Below are 20,821 nucleotides of genomic sequence, written 5' to 3'. Positions count from 1 at the left end.
GCAAAGCCTTACTTGGGTTCCAGACGGATCGCGCCGTCCAGACGCACGCATTCACCGTTCAGCATGGTGTTTTCGATCATGTGCCCTGCCAGGCGCGCAAACTCAGCCGGCTGTCCAAGACGCGACGGGAAGGGAACCTTTGCACCCAGACTGTCCTGAATCTCTTGCGGCAGCAAATCCATCATCGGGGTCGAGAAGATACCCGGTGCAATCGCCATGACCCGAACGCCCGAGCGCGCAAATTCCCGCGCCGCAGGCAAGGTCAGGCTGGCCACCCCACCTTTCGAGGCGGAATAGGCCGCTTGACCGATCTGTCCCTCAAAAGCCGCCGCCGACGCGGTGTTGATGATAATCCCCCGCTCGTTATCCTCAAGCGGTTCATTTTGCATGATCCGCTCAGCCGCCAGGCGCATGACGTTAAAGGTGCCGATCAGGTTGATCTGAACCGTTCTGGCGAACCCGTCCAGCGCCGCCGGGCCGTTGCGCCCTACGATCCGCTCGCCATGTGTGACGCCGGCACAATTTACGACAACACGGGGTAAACCTTTGGCGGCAATTGCCGTGACCAGCGCCGCAGAAACCTGGGCCTCATTGGTGACGTCGCAAGGCGCGGCAATTGCCCCCAGTCGCATTGCGGCCTCGTCCAGCTTGTCGCCGGGCAAGTCGAACAGGGTCACTTTCGCCCCGAATGATGCAAGATACTCGGCCGTCGCAAACCCCAACCCCGAGGCACCGCCAGTCACGATTGCGGATGCGTTTTTGATTTTCATTACATGTCTCCCTGTGTGCCCCGAACGCCATGACGCAACGAAATCAGGCTTCGGTCTTGCGCGATTTCCTGACGCGTCATACCTGTTGAATCGGAACTTAGTGAACGATCAATAATACATTTGCACACTAACAATTTTTTGGATAGCCTGATTTTCAAATGATGCATCATGTCGCGCCCAGTGCGACCCGATGACAGGGAGAGGAAAAATGAGCATTTCAGCCCGGCAAAAAGAACACGACTTGGGGTATCTCAAAAAATTCGCCCCTTCACAGGTGTTACGAGAAGATCTGGGCGATGGCGCTTTTGTTTTACGCAGCCCCTACCTGCTGGACATGGACGTAAAGTGTGTTTCCGAATATTTGGAACGCTGGGCCGAAGAAGCACCTGATCGCCTTTTTCTGGCAGAACGTGGGCCAGACAGTGAATGGATCAGCGTCACCTATTCCGAGGCTTTGGCGCAAACCCGCTCACTGGCTGCGTTTCTTCTGAACAAGGGACTGGGAAAAGACCGCCCGCTTTTGATTCTGTCAGGCAATTCGGTCCGGCACGGTCTGCTGATGCTGGCTGCTATGCATGTGGGCATTCCGGTGGTGCCGGTTTCCGTTCCTTACTCTCTGTTCGACGAGTCGCTGGCCAAACTGCGCCATATCGTCAGGACCACAAATCCCAGTATGGCCTATGCCGATGATGCCAAGGGCTTTGCCCATGCTTTTGAGTTTCTCACCTCGGAAGGCATCGAACAGCTGTCGGACAATGGCGCACTGACCTTTGAGCACGCCCTAGAAGCCACAGCTGGCGAACCGGTTGCCCAAGCGCGTGCCACGATTGACCATGACACGCCGGCCAAGATCCTGTTCACTTCTGGCTCAACCGGGTTGCCCAAGGGTGTCATCGTTACGCAGCGCATGATGTTGGCCACTCAAGAAGCCGTGGTGCAGATTTGGCCGTTTCTGGAAAGCGCCCCACCTGTCGTGGTTGATTGGCTGCCCTGGAACCATACGTTCGGCGGCAATTTCAACTTCAACATGATGCTGCGCAACGGCGGCAGCTTTTATATCGATGATGGCAAACCCGTGCCGGGCGAGATTGAAAAGACAATTCGCAACGTGCGCGACGTTTCACCCACCCTATTCTTCAACGTCCCGCGCGGTTTTGACATGCTTTTACCGGTCCTGCGCGAGGACGCAGCCTTTCGCAACGCTTTTTTCAAGCGGCTTGATCTGATCTTTTTCTCTGGTGCGGGGCTACCCGACCATCTTTGGGAAGGTCTGGAACAATTGGGCGTGCAGGAACGGGGCGAGAAAATCCCGTTTGTAAGCGCCTGGGGCCTGACTGAGGCGATGATGGCCACCTGTGTGCACTTCCCCATCGAGAAGGCAGGCGTCATCGGGGTGCCGGGTCCGGGATCCGAGCTGAAGTTTCTACCCAATGGTGGCAAGCTGGAAATGCGGGTCCGCGGACCGCATGTGACAACAGGTTATCTGAATAACGCCGAAAAAACCGCCGAGGCGTTTGATGACGAAGGGTACTTCCTGACTGGCGACGCGGGACGTTTGCAAGATCCAGATGACCCATCACAGGGCATCGTATTCGATGGCCGCATCTCTGAGAACTTCAAACTGATGACCGGCACTTGGGTCGCCGTCGGCAACTTACGTGTTGCGTTACTGCAGGCCCTTAGCCCGATTGCCTCGGATGCGGTCATTACCGGCCATGACCGGACCGAAATTGGTGCCCTGCTGTTCCTGAATGCAGAAGAATGCAGGGCCCTGACTGGACGGGACGACACTTTGGCCGGCTATGCCGATGATCCGACTGTGCGCGCCTTCATCACCGAACGTTTGGCTGCATACAATGCCGGGCAAACCGGCAGCGCCACACGCGTGCAGCGCGTTCGCATCGAACACGACGCCCCGTCGGTTGAAAAGAATGAGATCACCGACAAAGGCTATATCAATCAACGCCTTGCGCTAGAGCTTCGGACTGACGCGGTCACTGGATTGTATGAAGGATCCGAGGATGTGATCGCATCAGGAAAGGCCTCCTCATGATAGACTACACCGCCTCTGAAGCCGAGATTGCATTCGTCCTCAAGCATATCGGTCGGCCCGAGCGGCTGCCAGATTGGAGCGACGATCTGGCCGAGGCTGTAATCCCCGCCTTAGGTCGCTTCATCAACACCGAAATTGCCCCTTTGGACATGATCGGCGAGGAACAAGGCGCGCGTCTGGAAAATGGCCGTGTGCGGATGCCACCAGGCATGGTCGCCGCCTATAAGAGCTATGCCGATGCCGGTTGGCCGGGCCTTTGCGCGCCTGAAGAATATGGCGGGCAAGAACTGCCGCACATTCTGGGCGCGGTTCTGGCGGATATGCTGGCTGGCGCGTGTATTTCCTATGAGATGGTGCTGAGTCTTGCGCAGGGCTGCATTCGAACCCTGAATGCCTCGGGCAATGACGATCAAAAGGCGCGGCTGTTGCCGCCGCTGGTGTCGGGCGAATGGATGGCATCGATGTGCCTGACCGAACCGGATGCGGGGTCAGATCTGGGTCGGATCAAAACAACCGCTACACACGATGGCGAAGGTTATGTGCTCAGCGGCACTAAAATCTTCATCTCGGGCGGTGACCACGACTATACCGACAACGTATTGCATCTGGTGCTCGCCCGCACTCCGGACGCAGCGCCGGGTGTGCGGGGGCTGAGCCTGTTTGCCTGCCCCGCCGTTTTGCTGGACGGTATGCGCAATCAGGTCCAAACCGTCCGTATCGAAGAAAAGATGGGTATGCATGCCTCACCCACCTGTCAGATGGCGTTCGACGGCGCAAAGGCCGAATTGTTGGGCAAGGAAGGCCAGGGTTTGGCCGCCATGTTCACTATGATGAATGCCGAGCGTCTGGATGTGGCCCTGCAGGCCGTGGGCCAAATGGACGTGGCCTTTCAGCGTTCGCGGTTGCATGCCACAGGTCGGCGCCAGGGCACAACATCAGAAGGCTCGGCGCTGATCATCAAACACGGTGACGTTCAGCGGATGTTGCTGGATATCTACGCCTACACGCTGGGATGCCGGGCGATGGTCTATCGCACTTTTGTGGATATGGATTTGGGCATTGATCAGGGGTTGCTGGATATCCTTACTCCGACCTGCAAGGCATTCGCGACCGACGCAGTCAACGCGGCCTCAAGCCAAGCGGTGCAAATCCACGGCGGCTATGGATTCTGCAAGGAATATCGCGTTGAGCAGATCATGCGCGACAGCCGTATCATGTCGATTTACGAAGGCACTAACGGCGTTCTGGCGACCGGAGTGGCCCGTCGCGCGATCCGCGCAAATGGCGGTGCGGCGGCGCAGGCTTTTGCCGATTTGGCCTCAACGGGCCCCAGCTCGGTCGAGCTGGCCGATGCGATCGACGCCTGGAAATCCGCAACCCAAGCCATGCAAAACTGTACAGATATCGGACCGTCGGTCTCGGACTATATGCGGCTAACCGGGCTGGTATTTTTTGGTCGCGTCTGGGCGGATCTCGAGGCCGCCGCGGACAACGCCCCGGAACCCGAATTGTTGCGCGCCACTGCGGACCATGTCCGGGCGCGCATCCTGCCGGAAGCCGGTTTGTTGCGGCACCGCATCCTTAATCCAGAACCCACGCATTCTGCGGCGATCTTTGCCGCGTGAACATCAAGGACGACACATGACTGACTTTACTCTTCCCGAGGCCAGCCCTCAGGCCGACGCGGCGTTCCATGCCGGTCTGGCCGCTGGAAAATTTCTGATCCAGCGATCAAAAACCACCGGCGAATACAACTTCTACCCACGCGCCCTGTCCCCCACCACCGGAGCAGACGATCTGGAATGGGTCGAAGCCTCGGGCCGCGGCACCGTCTTTGCCTCGACCATCATCCGGCGTCCGGCGAAATACGGCGGTGACATCAACAACGTACTAATTGATCTGGACGAAGGTCCTCGCATGTTCAGCCGCATTGTGGACGTGGACAACGAAGCGATCACCATCGGTATGAAAGTACAGGCCGTTGTCATGACCCCCGACTTCGGACCCAACGCAAAATCCGGCGAAGCCGCCGTGTTCTTCAAGCCCGCGGAATAAGGAATTCAATCATGGCACATGCACTTCGCGGCAAATCCGCAATCGTTGGCAAAGGCTATTGGGGGCTGGGCAAAACGCCCAATACCTCACCAATGGAACTGATCGCCAAAGCCACGCAGAACGCGCTGACCGATGCAGGCATGGACTTGTCCGAGATCGACGGCGTCTGTGGCGGCACCTTCTACCACTTCTTCCCCACCCTCTCGATCGCCGAGTATCTGGGCATCAAGCCAACCTGGGCGAACTCGGACATGGTGGGCGGATCGTCCTTCATGTCCTATCTGGTCGAAGCGACCATGGCGATTCAGGCGGGCTTGTGTAAGAACGTGCTGATCTGCTACGGCTCGAACGCGAAATCCGCGCGCGATCTCAACGGGTTGATCGAAACCCCGCAATGGGAACGCGCCTATGAACCAATGGTGCCGGTGCCGGGATATGCCTTCACCGCGCAACGCTATATGCACGAGTTCAACGTACCCAAAGAGCATTTCGGCCATGTCGCCATCTCGGCCCGGAAATGGGCCCAGCTGAACCCCGATGCGACAATGCAGGATGACCTGACGATGGAGGAGTATCTGAACTCGCCCATGGTTGCCGATCCATTGGCGGTTCTGGATTGTTGCCTGATGTCGGATGGCGGTGCCGCGATCATCGTGACCTCAGCCGACCGCGCAAAGGATTATCAGGAAAAGCCCGCCTATTTCCTGGGCGGCGGCAACGCGATTTCCCACCGCGAGATCAGTCAGGCCGCCACGCTGACCACCACCTGTGCCACCGAAAGTTCGAAACGTGCGTTCGAGATGGCCGGCGTCACTACCAAAGACGTTGACGTCGTCGAGCTTTATGACGCCTTCACGATTAACACGCTGCTGTTCCTCGAAGACATGGGCTTTGTGAAGAAAGGTGAGGCCGGGGCCTTTGTGGCCGATGGCAACATCGCGCCGGGCGGCTCGCTGCCGGTTAACACCAATGGCGGTGGGCTAAGCTGTGTTCACCCCGGCATGTACGGCCTGTTCTGCTTGATCGAGGCGGCCACCCAGATACGGGGCGACGGCGGCAATCGTCAGATCGATGATGTGAATATTGCGATTGCCCATGGCAACGGCGGCACGTTCTCGAACGAGTTCACGACCGTTCTGGGCAGCGAAGCGGCGCTTTAAACGATCAAGGGGGCTAATGCGCCCCCCCGCCCCAAAGTTTGAGGCTTTGCCAATGCGATAGAACGCAACCTACCGAAGACGAACCCTCGGCAAGGGTCAGTTAGCGTCAGAAGCAGACAATCCTATTTCGTATTTTTGGGAAAGCCCTAAGCCCGACTGCTCATCTGGCGGTCGGGCTTAGGCATCAAACCTACGTTTCCCGTGTCTTTAAAGTACGGGTACGCGCGCTGCAGGAGGGGTCGAACGTGACCGTCCGGTTCGCATTTTGCCATCAATCATAACGGCCCCAACTCCGGGGATGTTGCCGACCGCCATGCCCTCCAAAACGTTCTTACCGTCCGATCCTTCTGGGCGGTCCATGAACACCAGATCGGCTGGGCGGCCTGGTGCGACGATGCCTTGTGCAAGATCCCGTCTCTTTGCCACGTTTCCGGTGCCACAGCACCACGCCTGTTCGGCAGGCAATCCGCCAATACTGGCCAGCAGAGTTGCCATTCGCAGCATTCCATTCGGCTGTACACCAGACCCCGCTGGGGCATCTGTTCCAATCAGGAAATCGGCAAGGCGACCTTCGGCCAACGCGCCTTCCAGCGTCACAATTACCGACTTCTCGTTGCCATTGTGTACCGCTTCAAGCGCCCCTTTCGCGTGGCGGCAAAGCTCTCGGATTTCATCCTGGGAAATTGAGGTTGGTCCACCATTGATATGACTGACTACGTCCGGTTGCGCCTCTAGCACATCTGCTGCTCGAACATCGTGAGAGCCCGCAATCGAAGGGCCGCCAGTATGCATAATGGTTTCAATTCCCAATTCCCGGCACCAGCCGGTGACGCGTGCCGCGTCGGGGCCTTTGGCTACTGTCCCAAGGCCGATCTCACCAATATGCCGGATACCGGCCGCCTTTATTGCCGCATAGAAATCGCGATCAAAATCAAGTTCAGGCACTGGCGCTCCTGCCAAAACCTTGGCACCGGACGGGCGGAAATTTGAATAGCAACGTTGTGCCACCATCGCCAATGCCTTGACGCCTTCGGCATCCTTGGGGCGACCGGGCAGATGGACTTCGCCCGCGGAAATAAAGCTTGTGACGCCGCCGTTAACATTCATTTCGATCCAGCCGATCTGGCTTTGGCGTGGGGTCCAATCGCCGAAAACCGGGTGGCAATGGCCATCAATCAGGCCCGGTGCTACCGCACAACCAGAGGCATCGACGATGCGATCCGCATCGCCGGCCTCAAGGCCCACAATCACTCCGTCTTCGATGAGAAGGCAATCACTGTCCGCAATAGGCGAGTCCAGATCACCGGTCAGAAGCAAACCGATGTTGCGGATTAGTGTGCGACCCTGTTCCGGCATGTCTTTTGGTGCGTCAGCCATCTGATCCCCCATTTGGCGTGTGATTTCGGTTTCATTTTTGGATCAAGAAAGGCATGCCAAGTAACCGTTCGGCCTTCGCGCTTCCTTCATCCATTTTCATTAGTATACAAGCGATATTAGAGCGCCTGTGTCAAGACCTTCTAATTGGCGCGACGCCGGGAATGGCTACCCTTGAGCGGTTGATTGACCAGAGCCGACCAATCCTCGCCTGCTGGTAAGAAACCTGCAGTCGTCAAGCCGCCGTTTAGTACGGCGGCTTGGGCGCTGTTGCTTCTATTGCCTCGGCTCAGGAAAACGCCTTGATGACCTTGGCGTAGTTGTCCAGCATCTCAAGCTCTTCATCTTGCGTGAAGTAACCGACGTGATGCCAGACGACGAATTCTTCGGTCCCATATTTCTCTTTCAACGCACCAACCTGATCAATCACCTGGTCTACGGTGCCTTTCCAGACGCGCCCCATCGGCACATGATATGGCGGGGCGTTATAGGCGAAATTGAACAGTTCCTCAAAATCGCGATAGTGCTGTTCGGCCTGTGCTTCGGTCGATCCGATGGTCAGATGCCCGCCCAAAACCAAGGTGTTTCCGACCGTCAGATCGGTGTGGCCATGGTGGTGCGCTTCTTCCAGATAGATCGGCATTGTCATATCCATGAACTCATCCTTGGACACAAAAGACACCAGCTTGGCACCTTCCTTGGCCCAGAACTTTGCCGTCTCCATCGACCACGAGAACGGCACATAGAGCGGCGGAAAATCTCGGCCATCGGTCCGCTTGCGCGGGCGCGGAACAATGCCCATTTTGCGCAACCTACCGTTGTCGTCGACTGCACCTTCGCCGCCATACTTTGCGGTCGGGGGGAAGGGCCATGTGATGTTGTCGGCAGGGATGTTCCAAAATTCGCCATGATGACTGAAGGTTTCGTTGGTCCAGGCCTTTTTGACCACGGCCCAGCTTTCCTCCATCAATCGACGGTTCCGGGCATCTTCCTTGGACCGGTCAGATTGGGTTGTGGTGATATCAAGATGCTGCGCCAGTGTATTCAGCCAGCGCGGTGTGTTGCCTCGAACAAAACCACAGAACAGTCGGCCACCGGACATGTGATCGATCATTGCCAGATCCTCAGCCAGACGCATCGGGTGATGCGCCGTCAGCGCCATACCCACCTGCCCCACCATCAGGTTCTTGGTGTTTGCAGCGATGTGCATGTTCCACAAAAGCGGATTGGTCGTGGTTTCGATCCCTTCCACCTGAAAGTGATGCTCGGTCATGCAGAACCCGGCATACCCGTTTTCGTCGGCAAACTTCATCTGCTCGGTCGTCCGCTCCAACAGCGTTTCATACCGATCCGGATCCGAGCCGGGCAGCACGACATCTTCGCCCTTTGAACACATATAAGGTTGCACAAGGATATGTGTTTTCATGGTATTATCGGAATTTAGTGATCGTTCGCTAAACTCTATCCACTGACGTCTCAACAAAACTTGATTTGGGTCAAGAAACGCAAAAAGGGCGCCCTGTTTCCAGAACGCCCTTTAGAACCGCTGTCTGTGAAGAAGGAGGAGTTACAGACAGCGATCAGCCCGACATACAACGCCGGGTTCACCGGCATGCATGATTAATTCGTGGCTGACAGCGCGGGGCAATGCCCGCGCCATAAAGGCGCGCGCTGCATCCACCCGATCCGCATAGAATTCTGGCGATTGAGAACCTGCTGCAGCCTTAGCCACCCGAGCAATCCGGGCGGACATCCAGGCCGATACGCTGAGGGCTACAATTTCCAGATAGTCGCACGCACCGGAAAGCACGTCACCTTGCGCCGTGCCCAGCACCCAATCGGTCGAACGCCCAAGCCGGGATGCCGCATCGCGCAAGTTTTTCTCTAAGTCAGAGAGGTCGTCGCCCAGTTTCCCCGCCTCGTCCAGCATGTCGGCCACCAGGTCCTTGATGACGGCACCATTGTCGCCGCGCACCTTACGCATAACCAGATCGCGGGCCTGAACGGCATTGGTGCCTTCGTAGATTTCAGTGATCCGCACATCACGCACCAGCTGTTCGACGCCGTAATCCTTGATGAACCCATGCCCGCCATGCATCTGCACAGCCTCATTCGCCATTCGCGATCCCATGTCCGAAAGGTAGGACTTGATGACCGGCGTCAGTAGCGAAAGGCGCGCGTCTGCCATTTTGCGCTGCTCGGACGTAGCGGCACGATGAGCTTCGTCCAGCAGGCCCGCTCCGAAATAGGCCAGCGCACGGGCAGCGTCCATTTCGCCTTGGGCGGTCAGCAGGCGGCGGCGTACGTCCGCATGGGCAATCAGCGGATCGGCAGGACCGTTCGGGTTCAAAGGTTCCCCATCCGCGCGACCCTGAAGGCGTTCGTGGGCATATGCCGACGCGGTTTGCACAGCGGCCTCAGCCACGCCCAACCCTTGCAGACCGACCGACAGGCGCGCAGCGTTCATCATTACGAACATTGCGGCCAGACCTTTACCCTCGTCGCCGACGATCCAGGCCTTGGTGTCCTCGAAGGAAATGGCGCAAGTGGGTGATCCGTGGATGCCCATCTTGTTCTCGATCCCGGCAATGGTGATCGTGTTCTGCTCGTCCGTCGTGTTGTTGTCCGCATCCAGCATGTATTTCGGCGCCAAAAACAGTGACAGTCCACGCGGTCCGGGCTGAGCGCCCTCGACCCGTGCGAGGATCAGATGGGCGACATTTTCCGACATGTCATGGTCGCCCCAGGTGATGAAGATCTTGTTGCCAGTGATGGCATAAGATCCGTCATCATTTCGCACGGCCTTGGTGCGGATCAAGCCCAGATCGGTGCCGCAATGCGGCTCGGTCAAGTTCATGGTCCCGGCCCAGTTGCCGGACGTCAGCTGAGGGCAATAGACCGCCTTTTGTTCGTCCGAGCCATAGGCCATCAACGCTTCGACAACGCCAAAGTTCAGCTCGTGGATCAGGGCAAAAGCCAGATTGGTTCCGGCCATACCTTCACGCAGGGCGGCATGCAGGACGAAGGGCAGTTGTTGGCCGCCATATTCTTCTTCCAGCGCCAGCGCGTTCCAGCCGTCTTCGCAGAATACCTTGTAGGCGTCGCCAAAACCGGGTGCGGCATAGACCTGACCATCTTCAAGCCGTGCGCCCGGGCTGTCGCCTGCCTCATTGCAGGTTGCCAGATTGTCGCGCACAAACCCGTTGATCGCGTCAACGACCGCAAAGAACGTATCTTTGTCGCAATGCTCATACCCTGGCAGTGCCAGCGTCTTGTCGAGGTCAAGAACTTCGTCCAACAGAAAAGTAATGTCCCGCTGCGGGAGTTGATAGTCCATACCTATGATCCCTCAGTTCTTAAGCGGCTTGCCGGTCGCCATGGTGTGACGCATCCGTTCAATTGTTTTGTCCTGACGGATCAGGCGCATCATGCCTTCGGCTTCCAGCCTGTGCAGCGCCTCTTCGTCCAGAACACCGCCGTCACCGCCAGCCAGAACGCGCGCTGTTTCACGGGCAATCTCAACTGTGTAGGGTGCGTCGGGCACCGCCTCTGCCAGCGCGGCCAGCTTCGGCTCCAACGCGGCATTGATTGCGGCGGCATCCAGTGTGATCTCGGCCTTAGGCGCGGGATTGTACGCTTCAGCCAATGCCAGAGCTGCCGTCTTTGCTTCGGCCAAAAGGCGGTCGCGGTTCATCACCACGCCATCGGTTTGCCGCAAGTAACCCGCGTGCTGCGCCATAGGGGCAGAGCCAGTCATCAAGGCGACTGAAATCACATCGAACGCAGCCTCGGCCCCTTTGACAGCATCACCCAGTTCCGCCGCCTTGAGCAGCAACAGGGCGGTTGTTCCGCCCCATGCAGGCAGCAGGCCGACATTGGCCTCGACCAATCCGACATTGCTTTCCAGAGCCGCCATGACCCGATCCGAATGAATCAGGATTTCGCAGCCGCCCCCGAGGGCGAGCCCACAGGCGGCCGAGACAACCGGGAACGGCGCGTACTTGATCTTGCGCATCGTGGCCTGACCGATGGCCAGTTGCCCTTCGACCAGATCCAATTCCCCCGCATCAGCACGATCCAGCGCTTTTTTCAGGTTTGCGCCCACCGAAAAGTGGTTGCCGTCCGACCCGATGACCATCGCTTTGAAATCTCGGCCCACGACGTCCAGTGCTTCGCTCACACCAGTCATCACCTGATCGTCCAAAGCCGCATTAGGTGCGGTGATCGTCAGCAGAGCGACACCATCACCCATATCACGCAGCACAACAGCCTCGGTCTGGAAAACCGGAGCATCCGTCAGGTCAGATGCAAAGATCACCCCGGGCCCACGCGGCACGTCTGCCTGTTCGCCCGAAGGCAACAGCACCTTACGGTCACGGCTCTGACCTGAATAAATCCCGCCGCGTTCAGCGGCCAGCGCCAGCAAGGGCGGCACATCCTGACCCTCGGCCTTCAAGCGAGCCACAATCTTGTCCGCACCAATCTTGTCGATCAGCTTGAATGGGCCCATGCGCCAATTATATCCCAGCTCCATCGCTGCATCGATATCCGCCGGGTTGGCGGTAATCTCGGGCACGCAATAGGCCGCATAAGACAAAGTCGGCCCCATTACGGCCCAGGCATAATCAGCCAACCGATCACCGGCCTGATCAATGAAGTCGACACCAAAGCTTTTGGCCAACTCCGGACCCTTGGCCTGTGCACGATACTCCCGCGTTGCCAGATCGACGGCATCGGCGACTGGTTTGCCATTTTCATCCTTGGATCTGCGATAGAAACCCGCACCGACTTTGCGACCGACCAAACCCTTAGCGGCCATCTGGTCAAACAGCTCCAAGCCTTCGGTGTGGAATTGCTGCGGATCATCAGCCTCGAGCAGGTTGCGCATAGACAGGCGCGATTTTCCCATCAGGTCGATGCCGATCAGGTCCATCAACGCGAATACACCCGTTTCGGGCACGCCGAAGGGACGGGCCAGCACTGTATCAGCCTCTTCAACCGTGATGCCACGTGCCACGGCCTCGCGGGCAGCGGCGTTCATCCACAGCCCGCCCAGACGGTTGGCGATGAACCCGGGGCGGTCGTTGCAGGGCACGACGGTTTTGCCGAGGCATTCATCGCTGAACGCACGCGCACGTTCCGCAGCAGCCGGATCTGTGTCAGGACCGGTCACCAGCTCGATCAGGCGCATATAGCGCGGCGGGTTGAAGAAATGCACGATCACGAAGCGCTTGCGCAGGCTTTCATCCATCTGGCTGACCAGGTCGGCCAGCGGAATGGTCGAGGTGTTCGAGCTCAGCAGTGCATCGTCGCGCAGGAAAGGCGCAATTTTCGCATAGAGCGCGTGTTTGATAGCGAGGTCTTCCAGAACGACCTCGACCACCCAATCACAGGTCGAAAGCTGATCCAGATCATCGTCCAGATTGCCCGCTGTCAGCCGGGCGGCATAGGCCGGGTCGGCCAGTTGCGGCGCGCGGCCCTTGGTCATCCGTGCAATGGCACCTTTGGCCAACATCGAGCGGTCTTCGGCATCCTTTGGTACGATGTCCAGCAAAACGACTTCGGCACCGGCATTGGCGAAATGGGCGGCAATGCCTGCCCCCATCACGCCCGATCCGATGACAGCAACTTTTTTGATCGCAGTCATTTACAGAACCTCGAACAGGCCAGCAGCACCCATGCCGCCGCCGATGCACATGGTGGCAACGATGTACTTCGCACCGCGTTTCTTACCCTCGGTCAGCGCGTGACCAACCATACGCGTGCCCGACATGCCATAGGGGTGGCCCACGGAAATCGCGCCGCCATCTACATTCAGGATCTCATTCGGGATACCCAGCTTGTCACGGCAATACAGGGCTTGCGATGCAAAGGCCTCATTCAATTCCCACAGGCCGATATCGTCCACCTTGAGGCCATTGCGTTCCAGCAATTTCGGCACTGCAAACACCGGGCCGATACCCATCTCATCGGGTTCACAACCCGCGACGACATAGCCCATGTAGCGACCCAACGGCTCGAGCCCGCGCTTTTCAGCCAGTTTCTCTTCCATCACGACCTGCGCCGAGCCGCCGTCGGACAATTGCGAGGCGTTACCAGCCGTGATCCACATGTCCTCACCCATCACTGGAGTGAGACCCTGCAGGCTTTCCAGCGTGGTCGAAGGACGGTTGCACTCGTCCTGCGACAGCGTGACCTCTTCATAGGTGATCTCGCCAGTTTCCTTGTTCTTGTTCGCCTTGGTGACCGTGATTGGCACGATCTCGTCTTCGAACTTGCCCGCAGCCTGCGCCGCGGCGGTGCGTTGCTGAGATTGCAGGGCAAACGCATCCTGCGCCTCTCGGGTGATGCCATAGCGCTCGGCCACAGTATCGGCGGTCGCGATCATCGGATCGTAGAACCCACGAATGTTCTGCGCGATCCAGTCCTCTTTCAGGCGATAGGTGTTGTCGCGCCCCATCACCAGTGAGATGCTTTCGGCACCGCCACCGACAACCACATCGCAGCCATCGACCATGACCCGCGAGCAGGCGCGTGTCAGCGCCTCAAGACCCGAGGAGCAGAACCGGTTGATTGTCTGACCCGACGCGGTGACGGGCAGACCCGCGCGCATGGCAACCTGACGGCCAAGATTGCCGCCATTTGCACCTTCGGGGACGGCATTGCCGATGATCACGTCCTCAATTTCAGACGGGTCGACACCGGCGCGTTTGACCGCCTCGGCGACAGCATGGCCACCATAAACGGCGGGGTGAGTGTCGTTGAAAGCACCACGAAAGGCTTTGCCAATTGCAGTACGGGCGGTTGAGACGATTACAGCAGAACGCATTAGATTGATCCTTGAAGGAAGTATTAGATGTCAGTGGGCAGCTTGTAGTCGGCGTATTGCTCGCGCAGATGCAGCTTTGAAACTTTGCCGGTCGCGGTGTGCGGAAGCTCGGCCTGGAACACCACGTCGTCAGGCGTCCACCACTTGGCGATCTGGCCGTCATACAGCGCCAGAATGTCCTCGCGGCTGATATCCGAGCCCTCACGCCTGACGGCAACGATCAACGGGCGTTCGTCCCATTTGCGGTGTTTGGCGGCGATACAGGCGGCCTCCAGAATGTCCGGGTGGCTCATCGCGATGTTTTCCAGATCGATCGAGGAAATCCACTCACCGCCCGATTTGACGACATCCTTGGTCCGGTCGGTCAGACGCAGATAGCCCTTGGCGTCTATCGCCGCGACATCACCGGTGATGAACCAACCGTCGTCGGTAAAAGCATCAGCACCGGCCCCGCCCCAATAGCTTTCGGCAACCCAGTGACCACGCACCTGCAACATACCCGAGGCAATGCCGTCATGTGGCAGCAACTCGCCTTCATCATTAACGATACGCATCTCGACCCCATAAAGCGCACGGCCCTGTTTGGTTTTCAGCGCAAGACGGTCGTCGATTGGCAGTTTATCCTCGCCCCATTTGGGTACCGAAAGAGTGCCGACCGGGCTCAGCTCGGTCATGCCCCAGCCATGCACCACGTCGATACCGTGGCCTTTTTCGATCTGCTCGATCAGAGACAGAGGTGCCGCAGAACCTCCCATCATCGCGCGTTTGACCGTTTTTAGCGTGGCGCCCTGCTGATCCAGATATTCGAACAAGCCCAGCCAGACAGTCGGCACACCCGAGATCATCGTGACCTCTTCGTCGTCCATAAGTTCGCGCAGCGGGGCCGGATCCATGCCCGGTCCGGGCATAACCAGTTTGGTGCCGTTCATCAGGGCCGCATAGGGAATACCCCAGGCACAGGCGTGGAACATCGGCACCACCGGCAAAGTGGCATCACGCGAGCTGAGCGCCAGCCAGTCGCCGCCGGACACGCCCATGGCGTGCAGCACGGTCCCACGATGGGAATACAAAACGCCTTTGGGATTGCCGGTTGTGCCAGATGTGTAGCACAGCGCCATGGCCGCGTTCTCATCCAGTTCGGGCCAGTCATATACCTCGGGCTTGCCCGCGATCAGGGATTCGTAGTCACTGACCGCGGTCTTCATCTGCGGCACCTGATCTGGGCCAGTCAGGCTGAACCAGCCCTGAACGCTGGGGCAACGGGCCGAGACAGCATCGATCAGCGGCGCAAAAGTCGTGTCGAAGAACATATGCGTGTCTTCGGCATCATTGATAATAAACGCGATCTGGTCGGGATGCAGGCGCGGATTGATCGTGTGGCAAATCGCACCGATGCAAGCCAATGCATAATAGAGTTCCAGATGCCGATTGTTGTTCCAGGCCAGCGTCGCGACGCGGTCACCCGGCCCCACACCCAGTTCGGTCAAAGCGTGGGCCAGTTGCTGGGTCCGTCGCCCCATATCCGCAAAGCTGTAGCGATCAATCGTCATGTCCGAGTTGCGCCAGACAATCTCCGCCTCGGGGTGCGCACGCATGCCATGACGGAAAATGCTAGTCACCGTCAGTGGCATCGTCATGATCTGACCGGGAATCGTCGTTTTTTCTGCGCTCATTTTTTGCCTCTTAATGTGTTTTTCTGCATCTGCGCCCGTCACAGAGGCGCAGGCGGCATTTCTCCGATGTCCAGTTCGATCCGCCACGACATTTGCAAAACGCCCAGATCGTCAAAGCGGCGTCCGACCAGTTGAATACCGATCGGCAACCCGTTGCGGTCTAGTCCGACCGGAATGCTGGATGCCGGTTGCTCAGTGAGGTTGAACAGGAAGGTATTGGCCCAGCTTTCGAACGGCTTATCGGGGTCAGACCCCGGCAGGTCGGCAGCAAAGGCGGTGTCCGGTGTCGATGGCAGCAGGACAAAATCATGGCCGTCAATCAGCGCCAACGCACGTTCGCGTAACGCCTGCGTATGATCGAAGTTCCGCTGATGCTCAACAGCGGACAATGCGCGTGCATTGTTGGTCCAGTCGCGGATATAGGGCGTTTTCGCCTGTTCGGCCACGGGTTGGCGCATCAGTTCGGACAGGGTACGTATTTTGTAGAACGCCTCGGCGGGTCCCCAGTCCGCTCGACTGAACGGTGCGGTTTCAAGATAGGTGACCTGAACGCCCATATCCCGCAAAACCTGTGCCGTCCGTTCCAGCGCTGCCTCAACATCTTCCGCCACCGGTTCGCCCAAGCCCAGCTCGGGGATAACCAGTACCGACATGCCTTTGCGGTCGCCGCGCGTCAGGCGCGAGACATAGTTCACACCGTCCCGTGCCAAAGCCGCGAAATCGCGCGTATCCTCTCCGGTCAGAACATTCATATGCAGCGCGACGTCGCCAAAATTGCGGGCCAACGGCCCTGCCGTGATCGCCGGGCTGTTGCAGACGTAATAGGGCACTCGCCCCTGGCTGGGCTTCAGCCCGGCCAGGCCGCAATACGAGGCTGGCAGACGGATGGATCCCACGATGTCGGTGCCGATCGAAACCGGCTCGATCCCGGCGGCAACACTAGCCGACGCGCCCGAAGATGATGCGCCTGTTGTGCGCGATACATCCCATGGATTGCGGGTAACCCCATGCTTTGAGCTCACTCCGCCTGCAAGAATGCCATAATCGCACATAGTATTTTTGCCCAGGATCACGGAACCGGCCTCGCGCATGCGTGCGACTGTGGGATGATCGGTTGTGCTGACCGATGCCTCACCTGCCGCCGAGCCGCGATAGGCGGGCATACCGATGCAATCCATTGCGTCCTTGACTGTTGTCGGCACGCCATCCAGCGGACCCATTGGTATGTTGTCGTGCCAACGTTTCTCGGACGCCCGGGCCGCTTCAAGCGCGCCCTCGGCATCCACGTGGTAAATCGCATTGATCCTAGGATTCACCGACTCAATACGGGCCAGCGCAGCCTGCGTGACCTCGACCGGAGACAGCTCTAGCCGGGCAAAGGCTTGCACCATGGCACGCGCCGAAAGTTGGGAATTTGGGGCGGTCATTCGGGGACTCGATCAGATAAAGGGGATCAGTCTTGGTTGCGCTGGACGTAATAGACCTTGGCCGCAATCTTCCAGCCCTCGCCTGTGCGGACCAGCGACAGGTAGTCGATGAAGTATCGGGGTTGCACGGCGCAGTCGATCTTGACAAAGGCTGTATTCGGCCCTGATTGATCGATCGAGATTGTGTGCCCGTAGAAAGGATAGCCTTTGGATTTCGGGCTTTCGCGACCGCCGATGACCTCTTTGTATTTCTCCAGCGTCATGTGGATATAGCTGCCATCCTCGTTGGCGCAGCAAAGATCACATTCCGGCAGAAACATCTGGTCGGTCTTGCTGATGTCTCCGTCATGCAGGTTTTCGATATACGCCTGCATCAGGGTTTCGATCTCGGCAAATGCGGTCATAGGATATCCTCGGTCATGAGTGTCTTGAAACGCAGGTGGGGTTGGCTGTCAGGCGGCCTTGCCTGCAAGCAGATCCTGGCGGTACCGTTTGAGGTCTTCGATCGTGCCGACCTTAAGGCCGTGCCGGGCCCCAAATTCCAGCAGATCCGGCAGGCGCGCCATTTCACCGTCATCATTCATGATTTCGCAGATCACACCGGAATCCCCCTGCCCGGACAGGCGAGCCAGATCAACAGCGGCTTCGGTGTGGCCTTCGCGTTCCAGCACACCGTGCGGTTTTGCTACCAATGGAAACAGATGCCCGGGCGAAACCAGATCTCCCGAAGAACCGTTGTCGGACGCCAAAAGTGCAATGGTCCGGGCCCGGTCGCTGGCGGAAATGCCGGTGGTCGTGCCTTCTTTCGCATCCACCGAAATGGTGAACGCCGTATGATGTGGATCCGTGTTCAACGCTGTCATGGGGCCAAGGCTGAACTGCTCGGCCCGCTCGGGCGGAATGGCCATGCAGATCAAACCCCGACCAAAGCGTGCCATGAAATTTACCGCGGCCGCATCGGCGCAGGCCGCTGGGATCACCAGATCGCCCTCGTTCTCGCGGTTTTCATCGTCGACAAGAATTACCATACGGCCTTGTTCGCAATCCGTAATGATCTCTTCGATGGGCGACAGCTGATAAACTTCATGCAGATCGAACACGGTCTTCCCCTTATCCGTTCAGAGGCTTGATGACGCCTTCGGCAAATTCGATGAGAGCTTCCTGTTCGATCTCGTCGCCAAAGTAGTTCACGTGGTGCCAGACAAAGAATTCGTCGATCTGATAGCGCTCGGCCAGTTCACCGACCTGGTCCAGAACCTGTTGACGCGAGCCGTCCCAGACGCGGCCCAATGGGACGTGATAGGGCGGCGCGTCGTAGGCCGAGAACCACAGGTTGTCGAACATTTCGCGGTACTGTTTGGTTTTGGCCGGTGTCTTGCCCATCATCAGATGCGCACCCAGAGCCAGAACGTCGTTGTTGGTGGTATGAGGCAGCCCGTTTTCATGCGCGGCCTTCAGGCAGTTCTCAAGAATCACCGGCATGAATTCTTCTTTTTCGGCGGTTACGAAGGATACCATCTTGGCCCCTTCCGACGCCCAGAACTTGGCGGTTTCCATCGAATACGAGAACGGCGCATATACTTTCGGGTGCGGCTTTTGCAGCGGCCGGGGAACGATGCCCGATTTGCGCAGGATCTTGTTGCTATCAACCGGGCTGTCACCGCCCCAGATTTTGGTCGGATTGAACTCCCACTCGACATTCGACGGGAAGTTCCAGAACTCGCCCTGATGTTCGGTCAGGTCGTCGGTCCACAGCGATTTGATCAGGCGCCAGTTTTCGTACAGCGCGCGACGGTTGCGCTGGTCGGCCTCGGATTTGTCGGATTCTGCCGAGGTGATGTCCAGGTGCTGCCCCATGGTCGCTGTCCAGCGCGGCGTGTTCCCGCGCGAGAAGCCTGCGAAGACGCGGCCGCCGGTCATGTGGTCCAGCAGGGCGATGTCTTCGGCAGTCTTGATCGGGTTCATCGCGGTCAGGTTCATCCCCAACTGACCAACTTTGAAGTTCTTGGTGTGCTGGGCGATGTACATGTTCCAGAACAGCGGGTTCGTGGTGCATTCAACGCCTTCGACCTGCATGTGGTGCTCAGTCAGGCAGAAGCCGTCATAGCCAAGCCCTTCTGCAAGGACCATCTGATCACGCATCGTGTGCATCATCTTGTTGAACCGCGCAGGGTCACGTCCAGCAAGCTGAATGTCCTCGCCATGCTGGCGTGCGAATGGAATGGCGAGAATCTTGAACTTCATGCAGGCGTCCCTTGGCGTGTGATTGAACGTTCACTAACATTCCCATACGGTCGGCAATTTCGTCAAGCCCCGAATTGTTTTTCCCTACGTCGCAACGACACTGCGACGATTTCCAACTGGACAAGAGATAGGGATTTCAACATGTTGCCCTCAGGTAGGGTCCTATGGAGGCAAGCCGCGTGTTTTTGTATTCCGCTGCGCAAGTTGATGAATTTATTAATAAATCGCAGCTAGATGGCGTGTGCGTTGCGCTGGCGATTGATGCTGCGCGCGAGGAACTCAGACGTCTCGGCGACACTTTGCAACCAACACTGGTCAACACGTCGGCCACGAATCTGGCAACTGCGGGACAGGGGCAAATCGAGGCCCAGGCCATACGCATGTCGCCAGAAGATTCGCTGCTGACCTCCTACCGTGTCTCGATCGTTCAGGCCGGGCACAATCCCGGTGAAGCTGCCACGCTGATGGAAGTGACCTGCACGTTCTCAGTCGAAGCACAACTGGCGGAAACGCCAAAATCCACTCAGGCTGAAAAGCCGCGCCGCGCCCTGTCCGACACCGCCGAGGAACGGCGGCGGCAGATCTTTGAGGGCGCGTGCAAGGTGATCGCCAAGCATGGGTTCGGCAATGCATCGATGCGCGAGATTGCCAAAACATCTGGGCTGTCGGTTCCGCTGATGTACAAGTACATCAAGGACAAAGATGACATACTGCACTTGATCACTACGATGTGCATGCAGGACATCATCGACTTTTTCGATACCGGAGAGCTGTTCACTGGCCCCGCCGATCAGAACCTTGAAAAAGCGGTTGACCGGTACATCGACTACATTGGTGAAAATCGCCGCTATATCAATCTGGTCTATTCGGAAACGCGATCCATGTCTGCCGAGAACCGCGCACGTGTATTTGATATGGAGCGCGAATTCATGGGCCGCTGGAAAGGCATTCTGGACAAAGGGGTCGAGCAGAAAGTGTTCCGCCCCATGAACACAGAGCTGATGGCCAATTATCTGTATTTCCTTTGTAATGTCTGGTCACTCCGGCATTGGAGCATCGGGAAATTCCCGGAAAGCGAAATCCGGACCAGCCTGAAGGCGCTCATCATGGATGGTGTTTTGGTCAGGGCTGCTCCTTCCAAGAAATCCTAAGCGAACCATCGACCGCTCAGAATTGTTGATGCAGAAAAGCTTAGACAATCAAGATGCAAGTACCTGTCGCTTCCAGGCGATTTGG

The 20,821-nt window shown here is 58.0% G+C and carries 16 protein-coding genes; 5 read left to right on the top strand and 11 right to left on the bottom strand.

Annotation, left to right across the window (positions count from 1 at the left end; genetic code table 11):
- Positions 1-8: 8 nt before the first annotated feature.
- Positions 9-770, bottom strand: coding sequence for an SDR family NAD(P)-dependent oxidoreductase (locus QMP16_RS08010; protein ID WP_282151937.1), 762 nt, complete (start codon positions 768-770; stop codon positions 9-11).
- A gap of 208 nt (positions 771-978) precedes the next feature.
- On the opposite strand from QMP16_RS08010, the gene QMP16_RS08005 reads away from it, so the two are divergent.
- From QMP16_RS08005 to QMP16_RS07990, 4 genes are read left to right on the top strand one after another with little or no spacing between them, the layout of a single operon-like run.
- A complete protein-coding gene (locus QMP16_RS08005; RefSeq protein ID WP_282151936.1) occupies positions 979-2,823 on the top strand; it encodes a feruloyl-CoA synthase in 1,845 nt (614 codons plus the stop codon).
- Entirely contained in the window at positions 2,820-4,448 is a 1,629-nt protein-coding gene (locus QMP16_RS08000) for an acyl-CoA dehydrogenase family protein (protein ID WP_282151935.1), read from the top strand. Before QMP16_RS08005 ends, QMP16_RS08000 begins: the two co-directional genes overlap by 4 nt.
- 16 nt (positions 4,449-4,464) lie before the next feature.
- Entirely contained in the window at positions 4,465-4,878 is a 414-nt protein-coding gene (locus QMP16_RS07995; protein WP_282151934.1) for a Zn-ribbon domain-containing OB-fold protein, read from the top strand.
- An 11-nt stretch (positions 4,879-4,889) separates the two neighbouring features.
- Positions 4,890-6,038: an acetyl-CoA acetyltransferase gene (locus QMP16_RS07990; protein WP_108859576.1), complete on the top strand. Its 1,149-nt coding sequence runs from the start codon at positions 4,890-4,892 to the stop codon at positions 6,036-6,038.
- Positions 6,039-6,245: 207 nt separating this feature from the next.
- Here QMP16_RS07990 and QMP16_RS07985 read toward each other — a convergent pair whose 3' ends face one another.
- From QMP16_RS07985 to QMP16_RS07940, 10 genes are all read right to left on the bottom strand, one after another.
- A complete protein-coding gene (locus QMP16_RS07985) occupies positions 6,246-7,415 on the bottom strand; it encodes an amidohydrolase family protein (protein ID WP_282151933.1) in 1,170 nt (389 codons plus the stop codon).
- 286 nt (positions 7,416-7,701) lie between these two features.
- Positions 7,702-8,838: an LLM class flavin-dependent oxidoreductase gene (locus QMP16_RS07980; protein ID WP_282151932.1), complete on the bottom strand. Its 1,137-nt coding sequence runs from the start codon at positions 8,836-8,838 to the stop codon at positions 7,702-7,704.
- A gap of 141 nt (positions 8,839-8,979) precedes the next feature.
- Positions 8,980-10,749 (bottom strand): acyl-CoA dehydrogenase family protein, encoded by a 1,770-nt coding sequence (locus QMP16_RS07975; protein WP_282151931.1) that lies wholly within the window; start codon positions 10,747-10,749, stop codon positions 8,980-8,982.
- A 12-nt stretch (positions 10,750-10,761) separates the two neighbouring features.
- Positions 10,762-13,059: a 3-hydroxyacyl-CoA dehydrogenase/enoyl-CoA hydratase family protein gene (locus QMP16_RS07970; protein WP_282151930.1), complete on the bottom strand. Its 2,298-nt coding sequence runs from the start codon at positions 13,057-13,059 to the stop codon at positions 10,762-10,764.
- The gene (locus QMP16_RS07965; RefSeq protein WP_282151929.1) at positions 13,060-14,241 is read right to left on the bottom strand and encodes an acetyl-CoA C-acyltransferase; all 1,182 of its coding nucleotides are present in this window, start codon (positions 14,239-14,241) and stop codon (positions 13,060-13,062) included.
- Positions 14,242-14,264: 23 nt separating this feature from the next.
- The gene (locus QMP16_RS07960; protein ID WP_282151928.1) at positions 14,265-15,914 is read right to left on the bottom strand and encodes a long-chain-fatty-acid--CoA ligase; all 1,650 of its coding nucleotides are present in this window, start codon (positions 15,912-15,914) and stop codon (positions 14,265-14,267) included.
- 38 nt (positions 15,915-15,952) lie between these two features.
- The gene (locus QMP16_RS07955; protein ID WP_282151927.1) at positions 15,953-17,341 is read right to left on the bottom strand and encodes an amidase family protein; all 1,389 of its coding nucleotides are present in this window, start codon (positions 17,339-17,341) and stop codon (positions 15,953-15,955) included.
- 26 nt (positions 17,342-17,367) lie between these two features.
- On the bottom strand, positions 17,368-17,745 hold the full coding sequence (locus tag QMP16_RS07950) for a nuclear transport factor 2 family protein (RefSeq protein ID WP_282151926.1): 378 nt from the start codon (positions 17,743-17,745) through the stop codon (positions 17,368-17,370).
- Positions 17,746-17,793: 48 nt separating this feature from the next.
- Positions 17,794-18,441, bottom strand: a complete 648-nt coding sequence (ribB, locus tag QMP16_RS07945; protein WP_282151925.1) for a 3,4-dihydroxy-2-butanone-4-phosphate synthase — start codon at positions 18,439-18,441, stop codon at positions 17,794-17,796.
- 10 nt (positions 18,442-18,451) lie between these two features.
- Positions 18,452-19,585 carry an LLM class flavin-dependent oxidoreductase gene (locus QMP16_RS07940; protein ID WP_282151924.1) on the bottom strand — a complete coding sequence of 378 codons (1,134 nt, stop codon included), beginning with the start codon at positions 19,583-19,585 and terminating at the stop codon, positions 18,452-18,454.
- A 179-nt stretch (positions 19,586-19,764) separates the two neighbouring features.
- Between QMP16_RS07940 and QMP16_RS07935 the strand changes: the two genes are divergently transcribed.
- Positions 19,765-20,736: a TetR/AcrR family transcriptional regulator gene (locus QMP16_RS07935; protein ID WP_282151923.1), complete on the top strand. Its 972-nt coding sequence runs from the start codon at positions 19,765-19,767 to the stop codon at positions 20,734-20,736.
- Positions 20,737-20,821 lie beyond the last annotated feature (85 nt).

This window comes from Ruegeria atlantica (genome assembly GCF_947495585.1).
Lineage (GTDB): Bacteria > Pseudomonadota > Alphaproteobacteria > Rhodobacterales > Rhodobacteraceae > Ruegeria > Ruegeria atlantica_G.
This window is presented reverse-complemented; position numbering and strand designations above follow the sequence as displayed.

Excerpts from the sequence above, each read along its gene's own strand:
- QMP16_RS08010 (WP_282151937.1), bottom strand. The coding sequence starts at position 770 with ATGAAAATCAAAAACGCATCCGCAATCGTGACTGGCGGTGCCTCGGGG.
- QMP16_RS08005 (WP_282151936.1), top strand. The coding sequence starts at position 979 with ATGAGCATTTCAGCCCGGCAAAAAGAACACGACTTGGGGTATCTCAAA.
- QMP16_RS08000 (WP_282151935.1), top strand. The coding sequence starts at position 2,820 with ATGATAGACTACACCGCCTCTGAAGCCGAGATTGCATTCGTCCTCAAG.
- QMP16_RS07995 (WP_282151934.1), top strand. The coding sequence starts at position 4,465 with ATGACTGACTTTACTCTTCCCGAGGCCAGCCCTCAGGCCGACGCGGCG.
- QMP16_RS07990 (WP_108859576.1), top strand. The coding sequence starts at position 4,890 with ATGGCACATGCACTTCGCGGCAAATCCGCAATCGTTGGCAAAGGCTAT.
- QMP16_RS07985 (WP_282151933.1), bottom strand. The coding sequence starts at position 7,415 with ATGGCTGACGCACCAAAAGACATGCCGGAACAGGGTCGCACACTAATC.
- QMP16_RS07980 (WP_282151932.1), bottom strand. The coding sequence starts at position 8,838 with ATGAAAACACATATCCTTGTGCAACCTTATATGTGTTCAAAGGGCGAA.
- QMP16_RS07975 (WP_282151931.1), bottom strand. The coding sequence starts at position 10,749 with ATGGACTATCAACTCCCGCAGCGGGACATTACTTTTCTGTTGGACGAA.
- QMP16_RS07970 (WP_282151930.1), bottom strand. The coding sequence starts at position 13,059 with ATGACTGCGATCAAAAAAGTTGCTGTCATCGGATCGGGCGTGATGGGG.
- QMP16_RS07965 (WP_282151929.1), bottom strand. The coding sequence starts at position 14,241 with ATGCGTTCTGCTGTAATCGTCTCAACCGCCCGTACTGCAATTGGCAAA.
- QMP16_RS07960 (WP_282151928.1), bottom strand. The coding sequence starts at position 15,914 with ATGAGCGCAGAAAAAACGACGATTCCCGGTCAGATCATGACGATGCCA.
- QMP16_RS07955 (WP_282151927.1), bottom strand. The coding sequence starts at position 17,341 with ATGACCGCCCCAAATTCCCAACTTTCGGCGCGTGCCATGGTGCAAGCC.
- QMP16_RS07950 (WP_282151926.1), bottom strand. The coding sequence starts at position 17,745 with ATGACCGCATTTGCCGAGATCGAAACCCTGATGCAGGCGTATATCGAA.
- QMP16_RS07940 (WP_282151924.1), bottom strand. The coding sequence starts at position 19,585 with ATGAAGTTCAAGATTCTCGCCATTCCATTCGCACGCCAGCATGGCGAG.